This window comes from Streptacidiphilus jiangxiensis, assembly GCF_900109465.1.
Taxonomy (GTDB): domain Bacteria; phylum Actinomycetota; class Actinomycetes; order Streptomycetales; family Streptomycetaceae; genus Streptacidiphilus; species Streptacidiphilus jiangxiensis.
On record NZ_FOAZ01000011.1, the window covers coordinates 270,665 to 288,732 of the forward strand.

At 74.8% G+C, this 18,068-nt stretch carries 13 protein-coding genes; 8 read left to right on the forward strand and 5 right to left on the reverse strand.

What is annotated here, in order from left to right:
- Window positions 1-21: 21 nt before the first annotated feature.
- The 4 genes from BMY61_RS22320 (at window position 22) to BMY61_RS22335 (ending at window position 5,083) form a co-directional block, all read left to right on the forward strand.
- Window positions 22-1,614, forward strand: coding sequence for an FG-GAP repeat domain-containing protein (locus tag BMY61_RS22320; protein WP_143094466.1), 1,593 nt, complete (start codon window positions 22-24; stop codon window positions 1,612-1,614).
- Between the two features lie 93 nt (window positions 1,615-1,707).
- Window positions 1,708-3,630: a serine/threonine-protein kinase gene (locus tag BMY61_RS22325; protein WP_342342532.1), complete on the forward strand. Its 1,923-nt coding sequence runs from the start codon at window positions 1,708-1,710 to the stop codon at window positions 3,628-3,630.
- Window positions 3,631-3,680: 50 nt separating this feature from the next.
- Window positions 3,681-4,226: a SigE family RNA polymerase sigma factor gene (locus tag BMY61_RS22330; protein ID WP_042444518.1), complete on the forward strand. Its 546-nt coding sequence runs from the start codon at window positions 3,681-3,683 to the stop codon at window positions 4,224-4,226.
- A complete protein-coding gene (locus tag BMY61_RS22335) occupies window positions 4,226-5,083 on the forward strand; it encodes a hypothetical protein (protein WP_052438484.1) in 858 nt (285 codons plus the stop codon). The genes BMY61_RS22330 and BMY61_RS22335 overlap by 1 nt, the downstream gene beginning before the upstream one ends.
- Before the next feature lie 3 nt (window positions 5,084-5,086).
- On the opposite strand, the gene BMY61_RS22340 is transcribed toward BMY61_RS22335, so the two are convergent.
- Genes BMY61_RS22340 through BMY61_RS22350 form a run of 3 tightly spaced genes read right to left on the reverse strand, consistent with a single transcriptional unit; the run spans window position 5,087 to window position 7,472 of the window.
- Complete coding sequence (locus BMY61_RS22340) at window positions 5,087-5,782, reverse strand: response regulator (RefSeq protein ID WP_042444520.1); 696 nt, start codon at window positions 5,780-5,782, stop codon at window positions 5,087-5,089.
- Window positions 5,779-7,020 (reverse strand): sensor histidine kinase, encoded by a 1,242-nt coding sequence (locus BMY61_RS22345; RefSeq protein ID WP_042444522.1) that lies wholly within the window; start codon window positions 7,018-7,020, stop codon window positions 5,779-5,781. Before BMY61_RS22345 ends, BMY61_RS22340 begins: the two co-directional genes overlap by 4 nt.
- 35 nt (window positions 7,021-7,055) lie before the next feature.
- On the reverse strand, window positions 7,056-7,472 hold the full coding sequence (locus BMY61_RS22350; RefSeq protein WP_042444524.1) for a hypothetical protein: 417 nt from the start codon (window positions 7,470-7,472) through the stop codon (window positions 7,056-7,058).
- A gap of 254 nt (window positions 7,473-7,726) precedes the next feature.
- Between BMY61_RS22350 and BMY61_RS47130 the strand changes: the two genes are divergently transcribed.
- Window positions 7,727-10,216 (forward strand): pectinesterase family protein, encoded by a 2,490-nt coding sequence (locus BMY61_RS47130; RefSeq protein WP_075004020.1) that lies wholly within the window; start codon window positions 7,727-7,729, stop codon window positions 10,214-10,216.
- 75 nt (window positions 10,217-10,291) lie between these two features.
- Here the strand turns inward: BMY61_RS47130 and BMY61_RS22360 are convergent, their stop codons facing one another.
- Together BMY61_RS22360 and BMY61_RS22365 are read right to left on the reverse strand one after the other, a co-directional pair.
- On the reverse strand, window positions 10,292-12,034 hold the full coding sequence (locus BMY61_RS22360; protein ID WP_042444526.1) for a hypothetical protein: 1,743 nt from the start codon (window positions 12,032-12,034) through the stop codon (window positions 10,292-10,294).
- A gap of 60 nt (window positions 12,035-12,094) precedes the next feature.
- The gene (locus BMY61_RS22365; protein WP_042444528.1) at window positions 12,095-12,925 is read right to left on the reverse strand and encodes a DUF3097 domain-containing protein; all 831 of its coding nucleotides are present in this window, start codon (window positions 12,923-12,925) and stop codon (window positions 12,095-12,097) included.
- Between the two features lie 101 nt (window positions 12,926-13,026).
- Here BMY61_RS22365 and BMY61_RS22370 point away from each other — a divergent pair, with 101 nt between their 5' ends.
- The 3 genes from BMY61_RS22370 (at window position 13,027) to BMY61_RS22380 (ending at window position 18,061) form a co-directional block, all read left to right on the forward strand.
- Window positions 13,027-16,350 carry an AfsR/SARP family transcriptional regulator gene (locus BMY61_RS22370; protein WP_052438485.1) on the forward strand — a complete coding sequence of 1,108 codons (3,324 nt, stop codon included), beginning with the start codon at window positions 13,027-13,029 and terminating at the stop codon, window positions 16,348-16,350.
- 56 nt (window positions 16,351-16,406) lie between these two features.
- Window positions 16,407-17,366: an RNA polymerase subunit sigma-70 gene (locus tag BMY61_RS22375; protein ID WP_042444530.1), complete on the forward strand. Its 960-nt coding sequence runs from the start codon at window positions 16,407-16,409 to the stop codon at window positions 17,364-17,366.
- Between the two features lie 89 nt (window positions 17,367-17,455).
- Window positions 17,456-18,061: a maleylpyruvate isomerase family mycothiol-dependent enzyme gene (locus BMY61_RS22380; RefSeq protein ID WP_042444532.1), complete on the forward strand. Its 606-nt coding sequence runs from the start codon at window positions 17,456-17,458 to the stop codon at window positions 18,059-18,061.
- Window positions 18,062-18,068: the final 7 nt, after the last annotated feature.

Genomic DNA, 18,068 nt, shown 5'->3' on the forward strand with positions numbered 1-18,068 from the left:
ACGCCACAAGGGGGAGTCAGCGTGAGGAAGACCGTCCACAGAGCCCTGGCCACGGGCGCGGTGCTCGCCGCCGTCGCGACCAGCACCGGGTTCGTCCCGGCCGTCGCGACCGGCGGCACGGGCGACGGTACGCACTCGGCCGCCACCGCGGCCACCATGCCGTCCTGGCTGCGCGGCGCCTGGACCGCGACGGTCTCGAACGCGACGGGATACACCGGGCGCTACTGCACCGGCATCCGCCTGGCGGTGAACCGTGAACTGACCCCCGCGGACTGCTACATGGAGGCCGCCCCGGACGAGCTGCAGGGCTTCGCCTCCGCCTCCGGCGCCTACACCGGCGGTGCCGGCGGCGCTGTGCACCGGACCGACCTGCGCTACGACGCGTCCACCGGGCAGGACGACCTCGCCGAGATGCTCGGCAGCGGGGCGGGTTCGGGCACTCCCGTCCTGGCCGGCGCCGCGGACTCGGCCCTCTACCGGGCCGGCACCCAGGCCGTCTTCTACTCCTGGACGACGCAGCAGCCCACCTCCGCGGAGATCATCGACCACTTCACTGCGCACAGCGAGGCCGTCCAGGTACGCGGCACCGCCGACTGCGCGGCCCTGCTCGGCCACGCTCTCGCCCCGGGCACGCTCTGCACCACGCCCGCCCCCGGTGCGCCCGCCGTTCCGCCGCAGGAGCAGTGCCTCGGCGACGCCGGTGGCGCCTTGGTCGCCGACGGGAAGCTGATCGGCGTCTCCGCCACGCCCGAGCAGGGCTGCGTCGTCGGCGGCGTCCGCGTCTACACCTCGATGGCGGCGCGGCAGGCCCTGATCCGGAACTGGACCGGCTACGTCGGGCCCATCGAGAACGGCAGCGAGGACGGCACCTTCGCCGCGCTGGAGTCCAACGGCATCGAGTCCTCGTTCTGCAGCCTGCCGCTCACCCGGTGCCTCGCCGGAGGCAGCGGCATGAACGCCAACGCACCGGGCTGGGCCAACCTGATCCTCCCGGCCGGGGACCTGAACCGGGACGGCTTCGGCGACGTGCTGGTCCGCCGCAGCGACGGCGTCCTGTTCGCCGACCTGAACTACACCCACCAGAGCACGCCGATGTTCGACCAGGTGAGCCTGCACCGGATCGGCGGCGGCTGGAACACCTACTCCACGATCCTCAGCCCCGGCGACCTGAACGGCGACGGCGTCCCGGACCTGGTCGCCCGCGACCGTTCCGGCGTGCTCTGGTTCTATGCCGGCGACGGCAACGGCGGCTACCACGCCCGGACGCGCATCGGCGGCGGCTGGGATGGCTACGACCTGCTCTCCGCCCACGACGACCTGAACGGCGACGGCATCCCGGACCTGGTGGCCCGGGACCGCTCCGGTGTCCTGTGGTTCTACGCGGGCGACGGCCACGGCGGCTTCGCGGCGCGGGCGCGGATCGGCGGCGGCTGGAACGCCTACAACGCCGTCGTCGTGGGTGGCTCCCTGGACGACCTCGGGCGCCCCGAGCTGGTCGCCCGCACCTCGGGCGGGGCCTTCTACCTCTACGTCGCCGACGGTCACGGCGGGTTCGGGGCACGCCGAGCCGTCGCGGGCAACAGCTACCTCGCCCACGCCACGCTGATGGGCTGACCGGATCCGTTCGCACGGGGAGCGCCCCTGCCGCGGTTGAACGGGCCTTCGCCGGCGCGCGGAGGCCCGCCGCGGGTCTCTACGATGTCCGCCATGGACACGGGGGAACAGCCGGGGACGCGGCTGATCGACGGCCGCTTCGAGCTGCTGGAGCGGCTCGGCGGCGGGGGCATGGGCCTGGTGTGGCGGGCGCGCGACATCGTCCTGCAGCGCGAGGTGGCGCTGAAGGAGGTGCGCGCGGCGGACCCCGCCATGGTCGCGGCCGACCCGACCGCGGCGGCGGAGCTGCGTGAGCGGGTGCTGCGCGAAGCGCGGGCGTTGGCGCGGCTGCAGCACCCCAACGTGGCGGTGATCCACCACATCGTGGACAGCGCCGCCTACCCTCACCCGTGGCTGGTCATGGAGCTGGTGACCGGCGGCAGCCTCGGTGACCGGCTGGAGCGCGGACCCCTGACGCTGCCGGAGGCCGCCGGGATCGGACGCGGCGTGCTGTCGGCGCTGCGCGCGGCCCACGCCGCCGGGATCATGCACCGGGACGTGAAGCCCGGCAACGTGCTGCTGCGCGCGGACGGCACTCCGGTCCTCACCGACTTCGGCATCGCCGCCTTCAGCGATGCCACCGCGCTGACGGCGGCGGGCTCCCTGGTCGGCTCACCCGAGTACATCGCGCCGGAGCGGATCCGCGGTCAGGAGGGCGACCCCTCCTCCGACCTGTGGTCGCTCGGCATGCTGCTCTACGTCGCCGTCGAGGGCACCCACCCGCTGCGCCGGGGCACCGCGCTGGCCACGCTGGCAGCGGTGCTCGGCGAGCCGCTCCCGGCGCCGACCCGCGCCGGGCAGCTCGGGCCGCTGCTGGTCGCCCTGCTGGCCAAGGACCCCGGCGCGCGCCCGGACGCCGAGCAGGTCGACCGGACCCTCGCCCAGGCCCTCTCCGCGCCTGCGGCGGCGCCCTTCGCCCCCGGGCCCCCGCAGGACGGCACCCTCCGCCTCACGGAACCCTCCGGCGCGGCGCCGTTCGGCGCGACGCCCGGTGGCGGAACTCCGATGGGTGCGACGCCTGGTGGCGGAACTCCGTTCGGCGGGACGCCCGGTGGCGGGACCCCGTTCGGCGGGACGCCCGGTGGGGGAACTCCGATGGGTGCGACGCCTGGTGGGGGAACTCCGTTCGGCGGGACGCCCGGTGGCGGAACTCCGTACGGCGCGACGCCCGGTGGCGGGACCCCGTACGACGCGACGCCGTTCGGCGCCACGCCTGGTGGCGGGACTCCGTTCGGCGCGTCGCCTTCGGGTGCGACCCCGTTCTCGCCGTCGTTCGGCGCGCCGTTCGTGCAGCCCGTGCGGCGCCGGCGGGCGCCGGTGGTCGCCGCGCTCTGCACCGTTGCGCTCGTCCTCGCGGGCACGCTCGTCTGGGGGCTGCTCGGCTACGACACGGCGAGCGCCGGCCGTTCCGGCGGGACCGCGGCGACGGGCGGCAGCGGCCCGGTCGTCGCGCCGAGCAGTGTCCCGTCGGCCGGTGGCACGCCGTCCGCGAACCCGGGCGGCTCGACCGGCTCCTCGGGCGACAGCGCCGCCGACGTCAACCTGCTGACGCCGGACGGCCTGCGCCGCGCCGTCGCGGCCATGCGGCCGCTGATCCCCGGAGGCAAGGTCTTCGAGCTGACCGTCTACCCGACCTACGCCATCGCCGAGGTTCCCGCCGCCGCGAACCCGCAGGAGTACGACGAGGTCGACTATCGTGACGGCCGGGCCACCCGAACGATCGGAGGCCCGGCCATGGACGAGAAGCCGGTGAACCTCGGCCTCTACGACTGGAGCGTGGTCCCGGCGCTGCTGCGCAAGGCCCAGAGCACGCTCAACATCCCGCATCCGGCGAGCCGTTACCTCATCATCGAGGCGGACATGTTCGACTACTCGCCGGTGATCGCCGTCTACTTCTCCGACGTCAACGACGGCAGCGGCTACCTCACCGCGGACCCCAAGGGGACCGTGCGGCGCACCTACCCGCTGGGCTCCTGACGGCGGTTGGTAGGCTCGCGCTCCTCGACGGTCCGGCGTGAGGGGAGCGGGTGACGGGCTGGGATCCGGCGGCGGAGCACGCCTACCACGCGTTCTTCGAGCGCCATCACGCCGAACTCGCGCGTCTCGCCTACCTGCTGACCGGCGAGACGGACGTCGCCGACGACCTCGCGGCGGACGCGCTGCTGGAGGTCTGGCGCCACTGGGCCCGGGTCCAGGCCGCCGACTCACCGGCCGCGTACGCGCGCGGGGTCCTCGCCAACCTGTGCCGCAACCGCCTGCGCCGCCTCGGCCGGGAACGGCGGGGTTGGCGCGCGCTGTGGAATGAGAACGCTCACATCGCGCGTGGCGCCGACGTGCCCGCTGTCGTGGACGTGCGCAGCGCGCTGCGGCTGCTGCCGTACCGGCGGCGCGCCTGCGTGGTGCTGCGGTACGCCTTCGACCTGTCGGAGAAGGAGACCGCGCAGGCGCTGGGGATCAGTGTCGGTACGGTGAAGAGTCAGACCTCCCGTGGCGCGGCCCAACTGGCCGCGCTGCTCCGCGGGGTGCAGGGGGACGAGGACGCGTGGCTGGTGACGGCCGGGGAGGAGCGGTGATGGACGGGCACCGCGACGGCCACCGCGACATGCCGTCCGAGGGTCGGACCGACGGCCTGCGCGAGGCCCTGCGCACCGAGGCCGCGCGGCACCGGCCCGACCGGGAGGCGATCCTCGCCCGCATCGCCGCCGGTCAGGCGCCCGAACGCCGGACGCGGGCGGCCCGGCGCAGGCCGCTGCGCCTGGCCGGGCTCGCAACGGCGTGCGCGCTGCTGCTCGGTGCGAGCGTCGCGGGGACCTGGGCGGCGGTCGGACGCTACGTCGATCCCGGCCCGGCGGCCGCGACCGCCACGGCGACCACCCCCGGCGTCCCGCGGACGCCCACGCCGAGCGGCTCCGCCGCAGGCGACGCGGTGGACCCGGCCCCGACCGGTGCGGGCACGCCCACCGCGGGCGCCTCCGCGCCGAGCCCGCCGTCCGCCTCGGCGCCGCCGCCCGCGCAGTCTCCCGGCCCGACCCGGGTCCAGCAGGGGTTCCTCTGGTCCGACGGCTCGGTGGACCCGGGCAGCACCAGCGCCTGGGCGCAGAGCGACGTCACGCTGAAGACCCGGTTCACCGTCGCGGCCCTCGACGTGAAGCTGCGCATCGCGCTCACGCCGGGCGTGGCCACCACGGGCGACTGGTCGACCGTCCCGGCGCAGGACCTCACCGTCACCGTCACCCGCCAGGGCGGCTTCCTGGTCTACGAGTGGACCCTCAAGCCCGGCGCCACGCTCGCCCCGGGCTCGTACGAGTTCGCGGGCCAGTACGACCACGCCTCCGGCGGCCGCGACGCCGGCCAGGACACCTACGCCGCCACCGCCACCGGCCACGGCCAACCGGCGTCCGTCCACGGCAACTTCTACCCGACCCACTGAGGCCTAGGACGACTGCGGGTGCAGCAGGCCCCGGTTGAAGGCCTCCGTCACGGCGGCCGCGCGGTCGGAGACGCCCAACTTGGCGTAGATGTTCAGCAGGTGGGACTTGACCGTGGCCTCGGTGATGAACAGGCGGGCGGCGGCCTCGCGGTTGGTGGCGCCGGAGGCGACGTGCCGGAGCACCTCCAGCTCCCGCTGGCTGAGCGGACCGTCGGAGGGGGCCGGCCCGGGTGTCGTGCCGGCTGTCGCCCCGGGCGTGCGGACGCGCTGCATCAGCAGCGCGGCCACCGTGGAGGCCAACACCGCCTCGCCGCGTGCCGTCGCCCGGACCGCGCGCAGGAGTTCGTCGCGCGGGGCGTCCTTGAGCAGGTAGCCGCAGGCGCCCGCCTCGATCGCGGGCAGCACGTGGGCGTCGGTGTCGTACGTCGTCAGCACCAGCACCCGGGCGGCGCTGCCGCGGCGGGCGAGCTCGCGGATCGCGGCGACGCCATCGGTGCCGGGCATCTGCAGGTCCATCAGGATCACGTCCGGGCCCACCTCCTCGGCCAGCCGCAGCGCCTCCGCGCCGTCGGCCGCCTCGCCGACGACCTCGAAGCCGGGCTCGCGGGAGAAGAGGCCGGCGAGGCCGTCGCGGACGACGGGATGGTCGTCCGCGACCAGCAGCCGGATCGGACCGTCGTGTTGCCGCGGGTCGCTCACGTCTCCACCTCCGTGGGGTCGACCGGCACGCGGGCGGAGATGCCGGTGCCGGCGCCGGGTTCGGACTCGATCTGCAAGGTCCCGGCCACGGACGCGATCCGCTCCCGCATCCCGACCAGGCCGAAGCCGCCGTCCTGGCGCGGGGGAGCGGCCGTGACCCGCTCGGGGTCAAAGCCGGCGCCGTCGTCCACCACGTCCAGTGCCACCTCGTGGCCCAGGTAGGACAGGGTGAGCGCGACCTGCCCGGCGGCGGCGTGCTTGGCCACGTTGGCCAGCGCCTCCTGGGCCGTGCGCAGCAGGGCCAGTTCCGTCTCCGGCGGCAACGCGTGGGCGGTGCCCGTGGTCGAGACGCGGACGGGCGTGCCGTGCAGCGCGGTCCACCGCTCCGCCACGCCGGTCAGCGCCTCCCCGAGCCGCGCGGTGCGCAGCGGCTCGGGGCGCAGCGCGTGGACGGAGCGCCGCGCCTCGGCCAGGCTCTCCTGGGCCAGGCCGGCGGCCGCGTCCACGTGGCGCTGCCAGGTCTCGCGGTCGGTGACCGCGGCGGCGGCGCGCAACTGCGCGATGATGCCGGTGAAGCCCTGCGCGAGCGTGTCGTGGATCTCCCGCGCCATCCGCCGCCGTTCGTCCTGCACCCCGGCCTCGCGGGCGCGAGCGAGCAGCTGCTCGTGCAGCACGGCGTTCTCGGCGAGGCTGGCCTCCAGCCGCCGGTTGGCCTGCTGGATCTCCGCGAGCGCGCGCTCCCGTTCCTTCTGGAGGCGGAAGCCGCGCTGCGCGAACCAGGCGAACCCGCACATCGGCACGATGTTGGCGAGCAGCACCGCCACGCACTCCGCCACACCCAGCGCGGTTCGCTTGTCCAGGCCGTACGCCTGCGCGAGACCCGCGACCGCCGCCACCGAGCCCACCGCGAGGAGCTCCCACGGCCAGGGGACCAGCCGGAACGCGAAGACGTAGCAGGCGGGCGTGAAGAAGCCGAACCACGGGTCGCGCAGGACCAGGACGGTGGTGAGGACCATGAAGACGGCGAAGAACACCGCCATCACCCCGGTCCGCTCCCGCCACTGCGGACGGAGCGTGAAGACCGTCAGCATCCACACCGCCAGCAGCGCGCAGAGCGTCAGATCGACGGCGAGCGACCCGCCGCCCTTGTGGGCGGCGGTCACCAGGGTGAGCAGGCCGAGCAGGAGGTAGGGCAGGACGGTCGTCGCCGGCGTCCAGTGCCTCGGTCGTTCGTCCACGCCCGCCCCTCTCGTCGTGGCCAATCTATCCAGCATCAGCGGGCGGCGAAGGCCGAGCGCAGGTGCCGGCCGTTGGCGATCGCCACCACGCCCAGCAGCAGCGCCCCGCACATGCCCTGCTCGACGCGCATCCACACGGGCAGCAGGCCGGGCAGCGAGGCGATCACGACGATGGCGACGAGCATCACTGTCGAGGTGATCCGCAGCCGGCGGAAGGCGCCCGGACTGCCGTGGGCGGCCCTGGCCACGAAGCTCAGCATCAGCAGCGAGGCCAGCGCGACGATGGCGCCGCGGATCCAGACGGTCGCGGTGACCAGGTCGGTGTGGCCGCGCATCGCGTAGGCGACGGCCAGGGTCGAGGCGCTGAGCGCGACGTAGCCGCCGACGAGGGTGCGCAGGGTGCGGAACGCGGAGCGGCTGCGCGGGTGGGTGAGTGCATCGTTGCTGGTCACAGGACCGGTCCTTCCAACGGGGTGGTCTCTTCTTCTCCCCTCCAGAGTCGCGAGAACGGCCGGGCGGCACATCGACCGATCCACCGGGCCGACGGCTGGTTCCGTCGACCGACCGAACGGCTGAGTCGCCTCCACCGAACGGTGGGGTGGGCCGCCGAAGAAAAGTTCCGTAGGGCGGGCAACCTTTCGCCGCCGCCGGACCACCAAGGGGCGTACCTGTCGTTCCAGCAGTACCGACGAGAAGGACTGACCCGGTGTCACAGACTCGCTCCATCCATCGCCGCTCCCCGCGGACCCGCCGCTGGCTGGCGGTCGCGGCGACCCTGACCGTGACGGGAGCCGGGATCGCGGCGGTGCCGCTGTTCGCCGGCGCGAGCACCACCGCGAGCTCCACCGCGAGCGCGGGCACGCGGACCCTCACCGTCGCGGCCGACGGCAGCGGCCAGTACCGGACCGTGCAGGCGGCCGTCGACGCCGCCGCGGCCGGGGACACGATCAGCATCGCCAAGGGGACCTACCACGAGGTGGTGACGGTCCCGGCGAGCAGGACGGGGCTGACCCTGACCGGCGCGACCGGCCGTGCCGCCGACGTGGTCATCACCTTCGGCAACGCCTCCGGCACCGCCAGGCCCGGCGGTTCCACGTACGGCACCCTCGGCAGCGCGACCGCCACCTTCGCCGCCGACGGGATGACGGTGCGCAACCTCACCATCATCAACTCCTTCTCCCGGGCCGCGAATCCCGGCATCAAGAACACCCAGGCCGTCGCGCTCGCCGCCGAGGGCGACCGCCAGGTCTACGTCGGGGACCGGATCCTGGGCCACCAGGACACCCTGCTCGCCTGGTCGCCGAACGCCACCGCGCAGACGCGGCAGTACTTCCGTGACGACTACGTCAGCGGCGACGTGGACTTCCTCTTCGGCAACGCGACCGCCGTCTTCGACCACGACACCCTCCAGGCCCTCGACGACGGCGCCCGGACGGGCGGCGTCAACGGCATGCTGACGGCGGCCAACACGGAGGCGTCGAAGAAGTACGGGTTCCTGATCACCGGCAGCACGGTGGTCAGCACCGCCAAGGCCGCGACGTACTGGCTCGGCCGCCCGTGGCACCCGACCGCGACCGCCGTGGCCCAGGTCGTCGTGCGCGACACGGTGCTCCCGGCAGCGGTGAAGAGCGCCGCCCCGTGGACGGACATGAGCGGCTTCGCGTGGAAGTCCGCGCGGTTCGACTCCTACGCCGACACCGGCGCGGGCGCCGCGGTGAACGCCGACAGCCCGCAGCTCGGCGCCGCGCAGGCGGTCGGCTTCACCGCGCAGTCCTACCTGGCCGGCACCGACGGCTGGAACCCCACCACGACGGCGGCCACGACCGGGACCACCGCAGGCACGACGGCGACCGGTGACGCCCGGCAGGTGAGCGAGCCGAAGCTGCCGACGACCGTCTGCGCCACCGTCCCCGCCACGCTGGCCATGCCGAACCGCGTCGCCTCCGCCGCCGCCGAGTCCACCCCGCCGGACACCTCCCGCATCCAGCGCGCGCTGGACGCCTGCGCGCAGACCGGCTCGGCCACCGTCGCGGTGAGGCTCGGCGCCGCCGACGCCTCCCACACCGCGTTCCTGACCGGCCCGCTGACCGTGCACCGTGGCGAGGTGCTGCTCCTCGACCCCACCGTCACCCTCTTCGGCTCCCGCAACCCGGCGAACTACCAGGTCAGCGGCAAACCGACGTGCGGCACCCTGGCCTCCTCCGAGGGCGGCTGCGCGCCGCTGATCAGCGTCGCGGGCGCCGACGCGGGCATCGAGGCCGTGCGCGCCGCGAACGGCACGCAGGGTCGCATCGACGGCCGAGGTGACCAGACCGTCCTCGGCCGGGGCGCCACCTGGTGGGGCCTGGCCACCGCCGCGCAGAAGGCGGGGGAGAACCAGCAGGACCCGCGGCTGATCCAGGCGGTGAACTCCGACAACTTCACGCTCTACCACGTGGATCTGCTGAACTCGCCCAACTTCCACGTGGTCTACCAGGGTGGCACCGGCTTCACCGCCTGGGGCGTCCGCATCAGGACGCCCGCGACCGCCCGCAACACCGACGGCATCGACCCGGCGGGCGCCACCAACGTGACCATCGCCGACAGCTTCGTCATGGACGGCGACGACGGCGTCGCGATCAAGGGCGGCTCCGCCAGCCGCAACATCACGGTGGAGAACAGCCACTTCTACGGCACGCACGGCATCTCGATCGGCAGCGAGACCAACGGCGGCGTGACCAACGTCCTCTTCCGGAACAACACCCTGACCGGCACCGACGCGTTCGGCAACGTCAGCGGGAGCAGCACCGGGATCCGCATCAAGTCCTCCCGGAGCAACGGCGGCAGGGTCAGCGACGTCACCTACCTGGCGACGTGCGTCACCGCCGTGCGCGCGCCGATGGTCTTCGACACCCACTACTCGAACGGCTCGGGCTCGCTCACCCCGTGGTTCACCGGCATCACCGTCGACGGCTTCCGCGCCACGGCGTCCCCGTCCGGTGCGAGGTCGACCTTCGTCGGCCTGGACGCGAGCCACCCGCTCGGCCTCGCGCTGCTGAACGTCTCCCTCGACACCACCGCGAGCACCGCCTCCTACGCCGCGCTGACGGCCTACGACGACAACCTCAAGCCCTCCGGCACGGACGTGAGCGTCGCCGCGGTCGGCGGTGGCGGCTCGCTGCCCGGGTGCTCCTTCCCCGCCTTCCCGGCCCTGTGACCCGGAGGGAGCCCACGACGGCTCGCTGACCGTGGGGTTCGTCCGGCCGGGTCGTCCTGGACCGTCGTCCGCGTCTCAACGGCCGGCGGTCCGTTCCCAGTCGGGCCGGCCCAGCTCCTCCGGCCGCGCGAGCTCCGGCGGCACCGGCTGTCCGGCCTGCCGGCACGCCATCCGCAGGAGCGCGGCGCGGCCCGCACCGATCGCCGCGAAGACGCGCGCGGTCCGGTGCGGGCCCGGGACGCGCAGCGCCGACCGCGCCTCGTCCAGTGCGTGTCGTGCCTCCCGGTACTCGGCGGCGACGGTGGCGTCCACCATCGGCTCCCCGCGCTTCGCCTCGGCCAGCCGCACCCGGAACGCCCGGACCGCGTCTGCCAGTTCGGGAGTCTCTCGGCGGATCTCGGCCAGCGCGTCGAGCGCGGCCCGCCCCGACCGCAGGGCAGCGACCGCCCTGGCCCGGCGCTCGTCGTCGTCGTCGCCGCGTGCGTTCGCCGTCGCGGTCTGCAGCGCGCGCTCCGCGCGGCCGAACTCCGCGGTGAGCACGGGATCGGCCTCACGCTCCGCCCAGGAGGGCCGCGCCGCGGCCACCTCGGCCTGCAGAGCGGCAATGTCGGCGGCCAACTGCAGGGCCCGCCGCTGCCCCTCCCGCTCCTCGCGCACCCGCTCCCGCTCCTCGCGCACCCGCTCCCGCTCCGCGCGCTCCTCCGCCTGGCGTATCCGGGTCCGCTCCGCGTTCTCCTCCGCCTCGCGGGCGCGGGTCCGCTCGCGCTCCTCCGCCTCCCGCTCGCGTGCGGCCTGCCGCTTCGCGCGCTCCTCCGCCTCGCGGGCCCGCTCTCGTTCCGCGCGCTCCTCCGCCTCGCGGGCCCGCTCCCGCTCCGCGTGCTCCTCGGCCTGCTGCGCCAGCTCTCGTTCCGGGTGCTCCTCCGCCTCGCGGGCGCGGGTCCGCTCGCGTCGGCTCCGGGCCTGGCGGGCCGTCTCCCTCCTGGTCTCCAACGCCTCGAGCTCCGCGTCGGCCGAGGCGACGGCGGTCCTCACCGCCGGGAGTCGGCTGCCCGGGGTGGTCGGGGCGCAGGACTGCCGGGCTCGGCGGAGCTGCCGCTCCACCGTCCGGAGGCCGTCCACCAGGTCCGTCGGAGTGGTGGCTCCGGCGTACTCCGCGGCGAGGTCGGCGCGTGCCAGGTCGACCCGTTCCTGCAGGGCGCCGACGAGCGTGGTGCTGTGCGCCTCGTCCAGTCGGCGGGACTCGATCCGCGCCAGCGCGGCGCCTCCCTTGCCCAGCGCCCCCTCGACGAGCTGGTCGCGGTCCTGCGCGACACCGTCGGCGGCCGCGACTGCCGATGCGAACGCCGCCTCAGCCTTGGCGAGTTCGGTTTCGGCATGGGGGTCGCCGGCGGGCGGTCGGCAGGCGGACAGTGCCTCGCGCAGCGGTGCGATCCGGGCGGTGAGACGCATCGAGTGCGCTCGTTCGTCGTCGTGGAGGCGCAGCGCCGCGCGGCCGCGCCGGAGGTCGAGAAAGACCGCGCCGCGCTCGGCGTCCCTGTCCAGCCGTGCGGTCGCGGCCCGTTCCAGCGCGTCCTGGTAGGCGTCCTGGGCCTGGGTCAGGTGGTCGCGCGCGAGCTGCTCGGCCTCGGTGGGCGGGTGGGCGTCCACCGGTGAGCTGCCGGCGGGGCCGGCCGACGCGGCCTCCTCCAGCCGACGGCCGAACGCGTGGAGCGCCTCGTCCAGGGCCGCCACCTGCCAGGCGACCTCGGGGGGCACCTCCTGCGCCGGCTGCTCCTGCGGTGCCTCGCCCCGCCACCGCCCCAGGAATCCGTGACCCATCGCGGCCCTCCCCAGTGAACCAAGATCAGCGAGGAAGAGCCTAGCCAGTACCGTCCGTGGTCAGCCCGGCTGCGTGACGAAGTCGATCAGTTCCTCGACCCGGCCCAGCAGGGCCGGGTCGAGGTCCTTGAACGAGCGGACCGAGGCGAGGATGCGCTTCCAGGCCGCCGGGGTGTCCAGCGGCCAGCCGAGCCGGGCGCAGACTCCCGTCTTCCAGTCCTCCCCGCGCGGCACGTCCGGCCAGCCGGCGATGCCGACGGAGGCGGGCTTCACCGCCGCCCACACGTCGATGTAGGGGTGGCCGGCGACGAGCACGTGGTCGCCGGTCACCTGGGCGGCGATCCGCGCCTCCTTGGTGCCGGGCAGGAGGTGGTCCACCAGCACGCCCAGCCGTCGTCCGGGCTCGGGCCCGAACTCGGCGACGATGGCGGGCAGGTCGTCGATGCCCTCCAGGTACTCGACGACCACGCCCTCGATCCGCAGGTCGTCACCCCAGACCCGCTCGACCAGTTCGGCGTCGTGCCGGCCCTCGACGTAGATCCGGCTCGGCAGCGCGACGCGCGCCTTCACCCCCTGCACGGCGATCGACCCGGAGGCCGTCCGGGCGGGCCCCTGCGGGCTCGCCGCCGTCGCCGCGCGCGGCCGCACCAACGTCACGGGCCTGCCGTCCACCAGGAACCCACGCGGCGTCAGCGGGAACACCCGCAGCTTGCCGTGCCGGTCCTCCAGGGTGACGGTGAACCCCTCCGCGGTCTTCTCGCAGCGCACCACCGCGCCGCAGAAGCCCGTCGTGGCCTCCTCGACGACCAGGTCCCGCTCCGCGGCCACCTCGGGCACGGCGGAGGGGCGCTTCCACGGCGGCGTCAGGTCCAGCGCGTCATATCGGCTCACCCGACGATCATCGCAGAGGCCGGTGCGTTTCCGGGGCAGCGCAGTCAGTAGCCTGTCGTGCACATGTGCCCTCGTCAGGCGTCCAGGACAGGAAGGCCAGCATGCGTTTCGCCGTGCTCGGAAGGCTCGAGGTCGAGGGCTCCGACGGTCCCTTGGCGATCACCAGTCCCAAGGTGCGGACGCTGCTGGCCACGCTGCTCTTCCGCGCCAACACCGAGGTCCCGACCGGCACGCTGCACCAGGCCCTGTGGGGGTACGACCCGCCGAGCAGTGCGGTCGCCTCGTTGCACAACCACGTGACCCGGCTGCGCCGGCAACTCGGCGCGGCGGAGGGGGAGCGACTGGTGGCCGGGGTGGCCGCCTACACCTTCCGGGCCGAGCGGGCCGAGCTGGACCTGCTGGACTTCACCTGCCTGTCCGAGGCGGCCGGCCGGGCCCGGGAGCAGCGGGACTGGGTCGAGGTCGCCCGGCTCACCGATGCGGCGCTGGCGCTGTGGCGCGGGGTCCCGCTCGACGGCCTGGAGGTCGACCTGCTCGCGGCGGACGTCCGGCGCCTGGTCGCGGTCCGGCAGGAGGTCCTCACCTGGTCCTTCGAGGCGGCCCTGCGGCTGTCGCGCCACGGCGGACTGATACCCCGGCTCACCGACGCGGTGGCGGAGTTCCCGTTCGCGGAGACCTTCCACGTGCAGCTGATGGAGGCGCTCGACCGCGGCGGCCAGCAGGCGCAGGCGCTGGAGGTGTTCCAGCGGCTGCGGCGCGCCCTGGTCGACGAGCTGGGGATCGAGCCCAGCGCGGCCGCCCGCGCGGCCCAGCGCCGGATCCTCGACGCCACCCGGTCCGCCGCAGCCGCACCCGCACCTGACCGGCCCGCGCCGCCAGCGTCGGCCCCGGGCAGCTTCCTCGTACCCGCCCAACTCCCCAGGGACATCACGGCGTTCACCGGCCGCACCGCCGAGCTGGAGGAGCTCGTCACTGCCTGCCGCGTCGGCGCCGAGCAGGGCGGCGTCATCGACATCCACGCCATCGACGGGATGGCGGGCGTCGGCAAGACCGCCTTCGCGATCCACGCCGGCCACCGGCTCGCCGCCGACTTCCCCGACGGGCAGATCTTCCTCTCGCTGCACGCCCACACCCCCGGCACCGCACCGGTGCCGCCCGCCGACGCGCTCGCCACCCTGCTGGTGGGCCTGGGCGTCGACCCGGCGCGCATCCCCGCCGACCTGTCCGGCCGGGCCGGGATGTGGCGCGCCCAACTCGCGGGCCGCCGGGTGCTGCTCCTGCTCGACGACGCCCGGAGCAGCGAACAGGTGCGGCCGCTGCTCCCGGCCTCTCCCGGCAGCCTCGTCCTGGTCACCAGCCGGCGCAGGCTGCTGGCGCTGGAGGACGCGATGCCGTTCACCCTGGACGTGCTGCCCGCGCCCGAGGCCGCCGCGTTGTTGGTCGCCAAGTCCGGGCGCCCGCAGCTGTCTCCCGACGACCCCTCGGTCCGCGAGATCGTCCGCCTCTGCGGCTACCTGCCGTTGGCGATCCAGCTCACCGCCGCGCGCCTGCGGCACCGCCGCTCCTGGACGGTCGCGGACCTGCTGCCGGACCTGGCCGAGACCAGCCTGCGGCTCGACGCCCTGCACATGGAGGACCTGTCCGTCGCCGCCGCGTTCGACCTCTCCTACCGCGACCTGGGCGCCGAACAGCAGCGGCTGTTCCGCCTGCTGGGGCTGCTCTTCGGCGAGGACCTGGACGTGCCGACCGCCGCCGCGCTCAGCGGCACCGACGCGCCCGCCGTCCGGGCGCTGCTCCGGGAACTGGTCGACCACCATCTGGTCGAGGAACCCCGCCGCGGCCGGTACCGCATGCACGACCTGATCCGTGAGCACGCCCGCAGCCTGGTCGAGGCCGAACCCGCCGGGGACGACGGGGCCGACGGGGCCGACGGCCGGGATGCGGCCCGGCAGCGCCTGCTCGACTACTACCTGCACACCGCCGCCCGTGCGGGCTCCCTGCTGGGCGGCAGCATCCCGCTGCGCTCGCCGGACGTCGTCCACGTCCCGGTCGCCTGCCCGCCGTTGGCGGGTGAGGACGACGCCCTCGCCTGGCTGCGCACCGAGCGCGCCAACCTGCTGGCCGCCGTCGACCACGCGGCAGGACACTCGCCGCGGCACGCCGCGCAGCTGCCCGCCGCGCTGCACGAGTTCCTGCGCAGCCAGGGGCACTGGGCCGAGGCCGGGGCGGTGCACCGGACGGCGCTGGAGGCCGCCACCGCGTCCGGTGACCTGCTGGGGATGGCGATCTCCTTGCTGAACTCCGGCGCCGTCGCCCTCTACGTCGACGAGTACTCGGTCGGCGCCGGGTACCTCGGCCGGGCCGTGGCCCTCTTCGAGGAGTGCGACCACCGGCTCGGCCTGGCCGTCAGCCTGCACCAACTCGGGGCGATGCACCGGCTCTCGGGGCAGTACGCCAAGGCCGAGGAGGCGCTGATGCGGGCCCGGACGCTCTTCGACCACGCCGACCACGCCACGCACCTCGCCCACCTGTTCACCGAACTCGGCCACGTCCAGCAGCTGACGGGCCAGTTCGCCGCGGCCACGCGGACCCTGCAGAGCGCCCTGGAGGCGCACCGCCGCACCGGCAACCGCCGCGGTGAGGCCAACGCGCTCGGGCAGCTGGGCGACGTCCTGCAGTGGACTGGCCGGTATGCCGAGGCGCTGGCCAACCACCAGCGGGCCCTGGAGCTCTTCACCCGGATCGGGAACGTCGTCGGGCAGGCCATCGCGCTCGTCCAGATCGGGGAGGTGCACTGGGTGCTCGGCGACCTCCTGGCCGCCGAGCACAACCTGCGCGAGGCGCTGGAGCGGTGCGACCGGATCGGCAGCCGGCTCGTCCGCGCCAACGCGCTCGCGCACCTCAGCAGCGTCCGGCTCGCGCTCGGGGACCACGCCGGCGTCGCGAGCTGCCTGGGGGAGGCCCTGGAGATCTGCCGCGACCTCGGCAGCCGCCTCGGTGAGGCGCACGTCCTGCTCCGGCTCGGCCGCCTGGCCCTGGCCACCGCCGATCCGGCGGCGGCGGAGACCCACCTGGTGGCGGCGGTGGAGCTCTTCGAGGCGATGGAGGACCGCGGCGGGGAGGCGGAGACCCGCAACGCCCTCGGCGCGCTCGGAGCCGCACGCGAGCTCCCCGACGAGGCCGCCCGTCACCACGGCAGGGCCCTGGAGATCGCGTCCGAGATCGGGGCCGCCCTGGAGGAGGCCCGCGCACTGGAGGGCCTGGCGACGGCCCGCCGCCTGGCCGGTGACGACGCCGAGGAGCGGCTGCTGCTCGAACGCTGCCTGGCCTCCTACACCCGCCTGGCCATCCCCGACGCCGGACGCGTCCGCGCCCGGCTCCACCGCTCCGGCACGCCGTCCACCACGCTGGACGGCGCCCGCTGACGCGCGGGCGGCGCGGGTGACCGCCGCCGCCGGGGCCGGTTCGCCATCATGGGTGGGTGGCCGCACCGTACGCCGAGACGACGCTCGAACTCCTCCGGGGTCCGCTCACGGGCTACTGCTACCGGATGCTGGGCGCCGTCGGCGAGGTCGACGACGCGGTGCAGGAGACGCTGCTGCGTGCCCACCGGAACCTGCACCGCCACGACGCGGCCCGGGCCACCCTCTCCACCTGGGTGCACTCCATCGCCACGAACGTCTGCCTGGACCTGCTGCGCGGCGCTCGGCGCCGGGCCCTGCCGTGGGATCTGGGCCCGGCGGCGACCTCGGGCGAGCTGGGCACCCCACTGCCCGCCTCGCGGTGGGTCGAGCCGCTGGCCGACTCGCGTCTGCCGCACGTCGCCGACCCGGGCGAGCTCGCCGTACGTCGCGAGTCGGTACGCCTGGCGTTCGTCGCCGCGTTGCAGTGGCTTCCGCCGCGGCAGCGGGCGGCCCTCGTGCTGCGCGACGTCCTGGCCTTCAGCGCGGCGGAGACCGCGCAGATCCTCGACTGCTCCGCGGCCGCCGCCAACAGCGCCCTGCAGCGAGCCCGGGCCACCCTGGACGAGCACCGACCCGTCCCCGCCGACGTCGCCGATCCCGCAGACCCGGAGCAGCGGCGCCTGCTGCGCGACTACGTGGACGCCTTCGAGTCCCACGACGTGGACCGGCTGATCGGCCTGCTCGCCGACGACGTGCGCTCCGGCATGCCCCCGTTCGCGTGGTGGCTGCACGGGCCGCTGCGGATCGGCGCGGCCATCGAGGCGGGCGCGGAGTACTGCGCCGAGGACCGCCTGCTGCCGGGTGCCGTTGCGAGCGGTTGCCTGACCCTGGGCCAGTACCGGCCCGACCAGGACGGGGTGCTGCGCCCCTTTGCGCTGCTCCTGTTCGAGCTGCGCGGCAACCGGGTGGCCGAGATCGTCACCTACCTCGGCTGGGGTGACCGGTTCGCGCAGTTCGACCTGCCGGAGAGGCTGTGAACCCGGCCGGCTCCCAGCGATGAGTTCCGGGCTCTCCCGTCGTACCAGGAGTGACAGCACTCCTTCGACCAGGAAGACCGGGCATCATCATGGCCGTCCCCACCGACCTGAGCGCGCAGACCTTCGCCGAGCGCGAGCGCCTCGCCGCACTGCTCGCCGATCTCACCCCCGACCAGTGGAACGCACCGTCGCTGTGCGCGGGCTGGCGGGTCCGTGAGGTCGTCGCCCACATCACCCTGCCGTTCCGGACCGGCCCGATGCGCTTCGCGGCGGGTCTGGCGGCGGCCCGCTTCTCCGTCAACCGCTACGCCGACACCGCGGCCCGCCGCGACGGAGGCCGCATGACCGACGCGGAGCTGCTGGCCGCGCTGCGCGACAACGTCCGACACCCCTGGCAGCCGCCGGGCGGCGGCCAGGCGGGCGCCCTCAGCCACGACGTGATCCACGGCCTCGACCTCACCGAACCCCTCGGACTTCCGTCCGCCCCGCCGGACCGCATCGCGGCCGTCCTCGCCCACGCCGACGGCCGCGCCCTCACCTTCTTCGGCGTCGACCTCACCGGCCTCACCCTGCGCGCGACCGACACCGACATCACGTTCGGGACCGGCGCCACCGTCGTGGAACTGCCGGCCAGGACCCTCCTGCTGACCGTCACCGGCCGCCGTCCGCTCCCGGTGACCACCGGGGCGACGTGACGTCGGA

Coding starts and splice junctions, on each gene's coding strand:
- BMY61_RS22360 (WP_042444526.1), bottom strand. CDS start 12,034: ATGGGTCACGGATTCCTGGGGCGGTGGCGGGGCGAGGCACCGCAGGAG.
- BMY61_RS22370 (WP_052438485.1), top strand. CDS start 13,027: ATGCGTTTCGCCGTGCTCGGAAGGCTCGAGGTCGAGGGCTCCGACGGT.
- BMY61_RS22380 (WP_042444532.1), top strand. CDS start 17,456: ATGGCCGTCCCCACCGACCTGAGCGCGCAGACCTTCGCCGAGCGCGAG.
- BMY61_RS22325 (WP_342342532.1), top strand. CDS start 1,708: ATGGACACGGGGGAACAGCCGGGGACGCGGCTGATCGACGGCCGCTTC.
- BMY61_RS22335 (WP_052438484.1), top strand. CDS start 4,226: ATGGACGGGCACCGCGACGGCCACCGCGACATGCCGTCCGAGGGTCGG.